Here is an 8,922-nt window from a genome sequence, read left to right as displayed (position 1 = left end):
GGCATGGATGCCGCGGCCAATCCCCCATGGGTGAGGGCGCTTTGCTTGCGAAGCACTGCTTCGCAAGCGCCCGAACGCACAGCCGCCAGCGGCTGGGCCGGCCTGGGGGTTTACGGCGTCTCCCGCAACCGGACCCACCCCGCCATCCCGCAGGAAATCAGCTGTTGCTGTTGAAGTTGCCGGCCAGCGGCCGGCACTACTGGGGGTGCAGGGCGCAGCCCTGCAAAACAACCCCTACTCCTGCGGGTCGCGGATGATGTGGATGTCGGTCGGGGTCGACAGCGGAATGTTCCGCTCGGCCAGGATCTGCAGCAGGCTGAAGTACAGATCGCTGCGGGTTGCATACACCTGTCGCGGGCTGGCCACGTACGCGAAACTGTTGATGGTGATCTGGCCACCGGCAATGCTGTCGATGTAGACCGTCGGCGCCGGCTGCTTCAGCACGTTGGTGTGCGCGGTGTACGCATCCAGCAGCGCCTGCCGCAGGTTGCCGACATCAGTGCTGGGCGGCACCGCGAACTGGATCTGGATGCGGCCCTGGTTGTTGCCCATCGTCATGTTGCGCACGGTCTTGGTGACCAGCTCGGAGTTGGGCACGATCAGCGTCGACTTGTCGCCCACCTGGATCTCGGTCGATCGCAGGCTGATGCGGCGGATGTCGCCCTCCTGGTCACCCAGCCTCACCCAGTCGCCGATCTTCACCGGGCGCTCGGCAAGCAGGATCAGGCCGGAGACGAAGTTCTGGGTGATCACCTGCAGGCCGAAGCCAATACCCACCGACAGTGCGCTGACCAGCAGGGCCAGCTTGCTCAGCTGCAGCCCCATCGCGCTCAACGCCCAGATCACCGCGATGATGATGCCCACGTAACGGGCAACGGTGCTCACCGAATTGCGCGCGCCCAGGTCCAGCTCGGTCTTGGGCAGGTAGGTGTCGGTCAGCCAGCGCTGCACCAGCTGGGTGATCGCCAGGCCGGCCAGCAGCGCCAGTACCGCCAACACGATCCCCGCCGGTGCCAGCTTGGTGCCACCGATATCGAATCCGGTCGTGAACAGTGAAGTGAAGCGCTCCACCACCGCGCCGATGTTGCCGAACGGTGCCACCAGCGCCAGCAGCGCGATCAGTACGACGATGGTACGCAGCGCTGCCGACAGCAGCACGCCCGCCTGTTCCAGCCGCGATACGCTCAGGCCGGTGCTGAGCAGGATGGTCTGGCCGACCTTGCTGTCGGCGTTGAGCATCCACGTGCTCAGGTCATCGACGAACTTGAACAGCAACGTCGCGGCCAACACCACGATGCTGCCGCCGATCAATTGCTGGTTCACGAACTTGGCGAAATTCAGGTAGCCCAGCAATGTGGCAATGATGGCGGCCACCACCGCGATGTTACCCGCTACCCGGGCCAGTACCAGCCAGCTGCTGCGGCGCACCGGCGTGGCTGCACCCACGCCATCGGCCTGCGCTTCCAGCTTGGCCTCGGCCTCGGCGGTCTGCCGGCGATGCAGGCGCGCCAGGGTCACCAGCATGGCCATGATCAGGCCGAGGTAAGTCAGCGCAATCAGTCCGTCCAGCGCCACCGTGGTGACGTCGCTGGTGCGCGTGGCCTGGTCCAGGGCCACCAGCACCGTGCTCAGCCAGGCCAGCGCCGCCGCGCCCCAGGCGTACTTGCGCAGCTTCAGCGCGGCGGTGTCGTCCAGGTTCAACAGCCGCCATGACGGGCGCTTGGGCACCAGCAGGCAGGCGCTGAGTGCGGCGATGAAGGCCGCGCGGAACGTTGCGGTCTCCAGGCCGTCGGCCACCACCTGCAGGCGCGGCGCGATCGCATCGATGGCATCCAGCGCCGCCATCAGCACCACCACGGCGTAACCGGGCAGCAGCGTGCCCACCAGCAGCAGCCACATGGCCAGGCCGGACCGGCGCAGTCGACCATCAGGCGCACGTTCGGACGCAGCAAAACGGCGCCCCAGCCTGCGCAGCCACAGCCGCAACGGGAACATCATCACCAGCGCGGCCAGCAGGCCCAGCAACGGCGTGCCCCAGCCATGGGCGCGGATACCGGCGACCAGCGCATCGCGGCCCTGCCCGGCCAATGGCGCAACCCGCGCGATATCGATCGGCAGACGCTCGGCCACCTTGCTCCACAGCGCGGGCGACAACGGCGAGGCCACCTTCTGGCCCAGTTCTTCCGTGCGTTGCGCGGTTCGCTGCTGCTCGATGTCCGCCGCCAGCTGCTGCGCACGCACGGCACTGGCCTTGGCCTGCACCACCGAAGCGGCCAGGCCGTCACGCTGCTTGGTGAGGGTGCGCCGTTGCGCCGCCAGCTCCGGCGGCTCAGCGGCCCCTTCTGCCGGCGTTCCCAGCTGCGCCAGCTGTTCGTTGAGTCGGTCCAGCTGCGGCTGCAGCGCCTTTTCCAGCGCCTCGGCATCGCGCCGTGCCTGCGAGGCATTCTCGGACAGCATCGCCAGCGTCTCGGTGGCTTCTGCATCGCCACGCTTGCGCTCCACATCCTTCAGGCTGGAATCGATATCCGCCAGCTGCTGCTTCGGCGTGGGGTCCTCATCCTGCGCCAGCACCGGCGCGGACAGCAGGAAGGCGGTGCACAGCAGCAGGACCCACCAGGGCCCCCGTGCACGGATCGATCGCAGGAAAGAAGACACGCAGCCACACCGGTTCGCGCGGACCACCGCGCCTGCGCGCGACTATACGGCAGAGCCGGTCAAGGCCGGATGGGCGGCCCCGCCAGCGTCGCGCATCAGTACTTCAGGCGAAGCTCTTCCACCGTCGGCTGCTGCAGCGCATACCAGTCCTGGAACTCTTCCTCGGTGATCTCATCGGGCGCGTACACCGCCACCGGGTGCCAGTCGTGGTCGGTCGGCAGCGGCTGGCGCGGGCCGGCGCGCAGGCTGTAACTCACACCTTCGTAGTCGACCAGTTCGTCGACCTGCGGCCACTGTTCGCGCGCGAACGCAGATTCACTCTTCAACAGGATCACCTGGTACATCGGCACCTCCACCTCGGTTGGATCAGGAAAACACGGCGCTGGCGGCAGGATACCCCCAAGCCGGTGACAACGGGCGCTCCGCCGGGGCGACGGAACGTTCTGGACACGGCCATCGCCCCGGCTTCACCCGCCCATGGCAAGGCCATCGGCATCGTGGAGGCCCACCCCTGCCACGACCGCCGATGACCGAGCACCCGCCGCTGAAAACCGTCGCCGACCTCAAGCTGCCGCGCTACCTGGGCACCTGGTACGAGATCGCACGCCTGCCGATGCGCCACGAGCCGGAAGGCTGCACCGACGTATCGGCGCACTACACCCTGCTCGACAACGGCAACGTCGGCGTCACCAACCGCTGCCGCATGGACGGCGAGATCGAAGAGGCCACCGGCGAGGCCTGCGCTGTCGACAACGACAGCGCGCGGCTGGAGGTCAGCTTCCTGCCCAAGGGCCTGCGCTGGCTGCCGTTCGCCAAGGGCGACTACTGGGTGATCCAGATCGCCCCGGACTACAGCGTGTCGCTGGTCGGCAGCCCGGATCGCAAGTACCTGTGGCTGCTGGCGCGCGAGCCGCGCCTGGACGCGACCGTGCAGGACCATTATCTGGCGGCGGCCCGCCTGCAGGGCTTCGATCTGTCCGAACTGATCCAGACGCCACATACCGGCAAACCCACAGCCTGAGCCCCACGCACGCATGGACCTGAAAAGCGGTTACCCGTGGTGGGCCGTACGCAACGGACTGATCCAGGCGTTCCCCCCGCTGGAGAAGGATCTGCGCTGCGATGTGTTGGTGGTCGGTGGCGGCATCACCGGCGCGCTGATTGCCGACGAGCTGTCCCACCATGGCCATGACGTGGCCGTGATCGAGCAGCGTGACATCGGCTGGGGCAGCACGGCGGCCAGCACCGCGCTGCTGCAGTACGAGATCGATACCCATCTGCTCGAACTGGCCGAACGCTACGGGCAAGACGCCGCGGCACGGGCGTACCGGGCCTGCGCGGAGGCAATCCCGGCACTGGGCGAAGTGGCACGCGGGTTGAAGGACGTGGATTTCCAGCGCATGGACAGCCTGTACCTGGCCAGCCGCCATCGCGACGTGCCGCGCCTGATGGCCGAAGGTGAGGCGCGGCGCAGCATCGGCCTGGATGCCCGCTGGCTGGACCGCGAAGCGCTTCGCGAGCGTTTCGACGTGGATGCCGGCGGCGCCCTGCTGACCCGCCAGGCGGCGCGGGTCGATCCCTACTGTCTCACCTACGGCCTGCTCAAACGAGTGCGCCGCCGCGGCGGCCATGTGCACGACCGCACCGTGCTGCACACGCTCAAGCCTGGCGCGCAGGGCGTCACCGCGATGACCGAGGCCGGCGCCTCGGTCCGTGCCCGCCACGTGGTCCTGGCCATGGGCTATGCCAACCAGACGTGGCTGGAACAGCGGGTTGCGCGCAACCGCAGCAGCTATGCCTTCATCACCGATCCCATCGAAGCGGACGTGCTCGGCAGGCTGCGCAACACGATGGTGTGGGAAAGCGCCCGCCCGTACCTGTACCTGCGCGCCACCGGCGACCGCCGCCTGCTGGTGGGTGGGCTGGACGACGCCATCGATATCCCCGCCCGGCGCGACCGGCGCGTTGATGGCAAGGCCGGCAAGCTGATGAAGCAGCTGCGGCACTGGTTCCCGCGACTGGATCCGATACCCGCCTTTTCCTGGGCCGGCACCTTCGCCGAAACCGCCGACGGCCTGCCCTTCTTCGGCCCGCACGCGCAGTGGGGACCGCGGGTCCATTTCGCCATGGCCTACGGCGGCAACGGCATCACTTATTCGATGATCGGCGCCCAGCTGCTGCGGGCCCGGATCGAGCGGCGCAGGCATGCGCTGGAATCGCTGTTCGGGTTCGAACGGTTGTAGCGTGCAGCCAGGCATGACCTGGCTCTACCGCAAGCGGGCGCCGACAGGCATCATTCAAGCAACCCCTGCTAGCGTCGGCCTGTACCGCCGCGTGTTGCGTGGCCACCTGTCCGCTGGAGCGCCGTCATGATCCGCCCCCTGACCCTGCTGCTGTGCCTGGCCCTGCCGGGAACCGTGCTGGCCCAGTCCGCCGCTGGCGCCACTGCGCCGCAGGCTGCCGGCCTGGACTTGACGCTGCCGCAGGCGCCGATGCGCTACCTCAACGACCCGGCCCTGCAGCAGGACCCGCCCGGCACCTATTACGGTGACAAGAGCGGCCCGCGCGTGCACGACGATGCGAAGATCGCCGACGTGACCGACGACAAGGTCAAGGTGTCCGGCAGCTTCACCACCGGCATCGGCTATTCGAAGAACGGCGGCAACAGCCACTACAACGCGGCCACGCTGAACCTGAGCAAGAACTACACCACCGATGAAGGCAAGACCCACGGGGTCAACCTCAACATCCACGTGAGTGAGAGCAAGGGCCCGGGCTTCTTCGGCCCGTATGGCGGCTACTACGGCCGCGGGCCGGGCTGGGATTACCCGCCGCCGTACGGCTGGTAAGCCAGCCCCTGTAGAGCCGAGCCCATGCTCGGCTACGGTTGGCCGCAAAGCCGAGCATGGGCTCGGCTCTACAGAGGCCAACGTCAATCCAGCCAGCCATCGCGCTCGCTGTGCAGGATGCGGCCATCATGACCGCTCAGGCGCACCTCTACCTTCTGGTTGCGGGCATTGCGGGCTTCCAGCGACCAGGTCGCACCATCGCGTTCCAGCGAATGGATCTCGCGCAGGCCATGCGACTGCGCCCGTGCCAGCACCTGCTCGGTAGTCAGCAGCGCGCGGCCGCTGTGCTCATCGAAGATCTCGCCGGTCTTCGGGTCAACGTAGACCTCGCTGAAGCGGCCATCGGCGCGGCTCACGTCAGCCTCCCACAGGCCATCATCGCGTTCGATCTCGTGGATCTGGGTGTAGCCGGCCTTGCGCAGGGTCTGTTCAACCTGGGCCATGCCCAGCGGCGCGGCCTGTACGGCCGGCGCGACGGCGAGCAGGGCAACAGTGGCGAGGGTGAGCGACTTCAACATGGGGGTTCTCCTGTTCGTGGCCGGACCATCCCGGCAACGCCACGATGCATGGCCCGGTTAACAGCGCCGTAGCCGTGGCTGTTAGCCGGCTGTTAGTCATCCCCGCCACACTCGCGCCTGTACCCCTCTCTCTTTCGTTACCCGCATGCTCGCCACCCTGCCCCTGCTGCTGGCCCTGGCCAACGCCCCGACCGCCGCCGCGCCCCTGCAGGACCCGGCGCAGCAGGTCGCGCGTCGCGCCGTGCAGCAGGGCCGCTACGTGCCGCTGGAGAGCGTGGTGCGCGATGCGCTCAAGCGCTACCCCGGCCAGCTGCTGGAAGTGGAGCTGGACGACGGCGTCTACGAAGTGGAGATCCTGCGCGGCGACGGCGTGGTGGTGGAGCTGGACTATGATGCGCGCAGCGGAAAGCTGCTGAAGACGGAGCTCGACGACTGATGCGCATCCTGTTGGCCGAAGACGATGCCGCACTGGCACAGCGCCTGGTGCCCCTGCTGGAACAGGCCGGCTATGTGGTGGCGGTGGTCGCTGACGGCCGCGAGGCCGAAGAAATCGGGCAGATCGAAGACCTCCAGGCCGCCATCGTCGACCTCGGCCTGCCCGGGCTGGACGGGCTGAGCGTGATCGAGCGCTGGCGCGGCAACGGCCGCAGCTTTCCGGTGCTGGTGCTGACCGCGCGCGGGCGCTGGCACGACAAGCTGGCCGGCTTCGATGCCGGTGCCGACGATTACCTCACCAAACCCTTCCAGGCCGATGAGCTGGTGCTGCGCCTGCGCGCCCTGATCCGCCGCAGCCATGGCCACGCCAGCCCGCGCCTGCACTGCGGCCCGCTGCAGCTGGACGTCAATGCCGGCCGCTTCGAGCTGGATGGACAGGCGCTGCCACTGAGTCCGCAGGAATTCCGCCTGCTCAGCTACTTCATCCACCACAGCGGACAGGTGATCAGCCGCGACCGGCTGGGCGAACAGGTGTTCGACGGCGGCCACGACCCGGACTCCAACGCACTGGACGTGCTGCTCGGACGCGTGCGCCGCAAGCTCGGCATCGACCTGATCCAGACCGTGCGCGGCCAGGGCTGGCGGCTGGCCGAGCCATGAACCGGCAACCGTCGCTGCGGCGGCGCCTGCTGCTGGCCGGCGGCGTCGGGCTGCTGCTGGTCTCGCTGCTGGCCAGCGCTCTGCTGGGCGAGCTGTTCAAGCGCAGCGCGCGCGACCGCCTCGACCACGAACTGCAGCAGGACATGCTGACCCTGCTGTCACAGGCCGAAGTGGACCCGGACGGGCAGTTGCGCCTGCGCCAGGAACCCAATGATGCGCGCTTCCAGCGCGTGTTTTCCGGTGCCTATTGGCAGATCGCCGGTGCCGATGGCCGCGTGCTGCTGCAGTCGCGCTCGCTGTGGGATGAAACCCTGCCGGCGAAGGCCGCCGGGCCGGCCACGCGCAATCTGCCCGGGCCGCTGCAACAATTCCTGCGTGCACGCGTGCAGCAGGTGCGCCTGCCACGCGCCAGCGAACCGTTCGTGGCCGTGGTCGCCACCGACCGCAGCGCGCTGGATGCCGATGTTGCCGCGTTCCGCAAGCGCACCGCCATCGCACTGGGCGTGCTGGTCGCGGCGTGGCTGGCGGTGCTGGCCAGCCAGGTGCACTTCGGCCTGCGCCCGCTGCATCGCCTCGGTGCGCAGCTGGAACGGGTACGTCGCGGCGATGCGCAGCGCATCGACACACGGGGACTGGGCGCGGAGGTCGCACCGCTGGGTGAGGAACTCAACGCGCTGCTGGACCACCAGCAACGCATGGTCGCGCGTGCGCGCACCAGTGCACAGGATCTGGCGCACGCGCTGAAGACTCCACTGAGCGTATTGGCCACCGAAGCTGACAGCGACGGCACGCATTGGCGTGCCACCATGCGCGAGCAGAGTGCGCGCATGCAGGCCAGTGTTGACCGTTACCTGGCTGCAGGACTGGCTGCCGACCATCGCCAGCGCACCGACGTGGCGGCCGTCGCACAGGCGATGTGCCGGCTGATGGCACGCGTGCATGGCGAACGTGGCATCACGTTCACGGCGGCAGGCATCGATCCGGCGCTGCAGTTCGCCGGCGCCAGTGCGGATCTGGAGGAGATGCTGGGCAACCTGCTGGACAATGCCGGGCGCTGGGCGCAACAGCAGGTCACTGTCGAAGCGGAAACCAGCGAAGGGCAGCTACGCGTCGAAGTGCGCGACGATGGCCCCGGCCTGGCCGCAGACGCGCTGGAACGCGTCACCCAGCGTGGTGTGCGGCTGGACGAGCGCGAAGGCAGCAGCGGGTTGGGCCTGGCGATCGTGGGCGATATCGCTGCCAGCTATGGCGGGCGGTTGCAGCTGGAGAATGCGCAGCCGGGCCTGCGTGCGACGTTGTGGTTGCCAGGCATCGTCAAGCAATAGATCGACCTGGATGCGCCGTTGTAGAGCCGAGCCCATGCTCGGCTCGGGGCAGTGCGAAACGGAGCCGAGCGTGGGCTCGGCTCTACAGGCAGCGCGAAGAGCGCCGACCAAGGTCGGCATCTACCAGAGCAGGTGTTCGCTGCAAATCAACGGTGATGCATCCACCAGCAATCAATCGCGTCCAGCACGATGTGGATGATCAGACCGATACCGAACAACCGCGTTTTCTTCGGCACGCACAGCCCGGCATAGACCGCGATGGCCGGTGCGGTGTGCAGCGGGTGGAACCCGATGCTGCAGCGGTTCGGTGCATAGATCGGGTCGGCCAGCAGATGGTCCAGGTCGATGATCCAGCCCAGCAGCATCAGCAGCCACGCCGAGGCAAAGCGCTTGCGCCAGAACAGCCATGCCAGCAACGCTGGCACGGCGGCATGCAGGAACAGGTGGAAGATCGCGCGCGCGCTCATCGGCAACGGTGGC

Annotated in this window: 10 protein-coding genes; 6 read left to right on the top strand and 4 right to left on the bottom strand. The window is 68.0% G+C overall.

Annotation, left to right across the window (positions count from 1 at the left end):
- Positions 1–234: 234 nt before the first annotated feature.
- Both VG561_RS13890 and VG561_RS13885 read right to left on the bottom strand, forming a co-directional pair.
- Positions 235–2,655 carry a DUF3772 domain-containing protein gene (locus tag VG561_RS13890; protein WP_423179689.1) on the bottom strand — a complete coding sequence of 807 codons (2,421 nt, stop codon included), beginning with the start codon at positions 2,653–2,655 and terminating at the stop codon, positions 235–237.
- A gap of 95 nt (positions 2,656–2,750) precedes the next feature.
- Positions 2,751–2,999 carry a hypothetical protein gene (locus VG561_RS13885; protein WP_014648700.1) on the bottom strand — a complete coding sequence of 83 codons (249 nt, stop codon included), beginning with the start codon at positions 2,997–2,999 and terminating at the stop codon, positions 2,751–2,753.
- Between the two features lie 182 nt (positions 3,000–3,181).
- Between VG561_RS13885 and VG561_RS13880 the strand changes: the two genes are divergently transcribed.
- The 3 genes from VG561_RS13880 (at position 3,182) to VG561_RS13870 (ending at position 5,504) form a co-directional block, all read left to right on the top strand.
- Positions 3,182–3,676 (top strand): lipocalin family protein, encoded by a 495-nt coding sequence (locus VG561_RS13880; RefSeq protein ID WP_032958822.1) that lies wholly within the window; start codon positions 3,182–3,184, stop codon positions 3,674–3,676.
- Positions 3,677–3,689: 13 nt separating this feature from the next.
- A complete protein-coding gene (locus VG561_RS13875) occupies positions 3,690–4,898 on the top strand; it encodes an NAD(P)/FAD-dependent oxidoreductase (protein ID WP_049441947.1) in 1,209 nt (402 codons plus the stop codon).
- Positions 4,899–5,024: 126 nt separating this feature from the next.
- Positions 5,025–5,504 carry a hypothetical protein gene (locus tag VG561_RS13870; RefSeq protein WP_423179688.1) on the top strand — a complete coding sequence of 160 codons (480 nt, stop codon included), beginning with the start codon at positions 5,025–5,027 and terminating at the stop codon, positions 5,502–5,504.
- Between the two features lie 83 nt (positions 5,505–5,587).
- Here VG561_RS13870 and VG561_RS13865 read toward each other — a convergent pair whose 3' ends face one another.
- A complete protein-coding gene (locus VG561_RS13865) occupies positions 5,588–6,022 on the bottom strand; it encodes a PepSY domain-containing protein (RefSeq protein ID WP_032958820.1) in 435 nt (144 codons plus the stop codon).
- A gap of 145 nt (positions 6,023–6,167) precedes the next feature.
- On the opposite strand from VG561_RS13865, the gene VG561_RS13860 reads away from it, so the two are divergent.
- Genes VG561_RS13860 through VG561_RS13850 form a run of 3 tightly spaced genes read left to right on the top strand, consistent with a single transcriptional unit; the run spans position 6,168 to position 8,442 of the window.
- The gene (locus VG561_RS13860; protein WP_049403791.1) at positions 6,168–6,458 is read left to right on the top strand and encodes a PepSY domain-containing protein; all 291 of its coding nucleotides are present in this window, start codon (positions 6,168–6,170) and stop codon (positions 6,456–6,458) included.
- Positions 6,458–7,117, top strand: a complete 660-nt coding sequence (locus VG561_RS13855) for a response regulator transcription factor (protein WP_049441948.1) — start codon at positions 6,458–6,460, stop codon at positions 7,115–7,117. The genes VG561_RS13860 and VG561_RS13855 overlap by 1 nt, the downstream gene beginning before the upstream one ends.
- Positions 7,114–8,442 carry a sensor histidine kinase gene (locus tag VG561_RS13850; RefSeq protein ID WP_423179687.1) on the top strand — a complete coding sequence of 443 codons (1,329 nt, stop codon included), beginning with the start codon at positions 7,114–7,116 and terminating at the stop codon, positions 8,440–8,442. Before VG561_RS13855 ends, VG561_RS13850 begins: the two co-directional genes overlap by 4 nt.
- Positions 8,443–8,588: 146 nt before the next feature.
- On the opposite strand, the gene VG561_RS13845 is transcribed toward VG561_RS13850, so the two are convergent.
- Positions 8,589–8,909, bottom strand: a complete 321-nt coding sequence (locus tag VG561_RS13845) for a DUF6122 family protein (protein WP_005411369.1) — start codon at positions 8,907–8,909, stop codon at positions 8,589–8,591.
- Between the last annotated feature and the right edge of the window lie 13 nt (positions 8,910–8,922).

Origin of the sequence: Stenotrophomonas sp. CASM110, assembly GCF_049384345.1 — a bacterium.
Classification (GTDB): Bacteria; Pseudomonadota; Gammaproteobacteria; order Xanthomonadales; family Xanthomonadaceae; genus Stenotrophomonas; species Stenotrophomonas muris.
The sequence above is the reverse complement of the archived record's forward strand: the minus strand, read 5'-3'. Positions and strand labels throughout refer to the sequence as shown.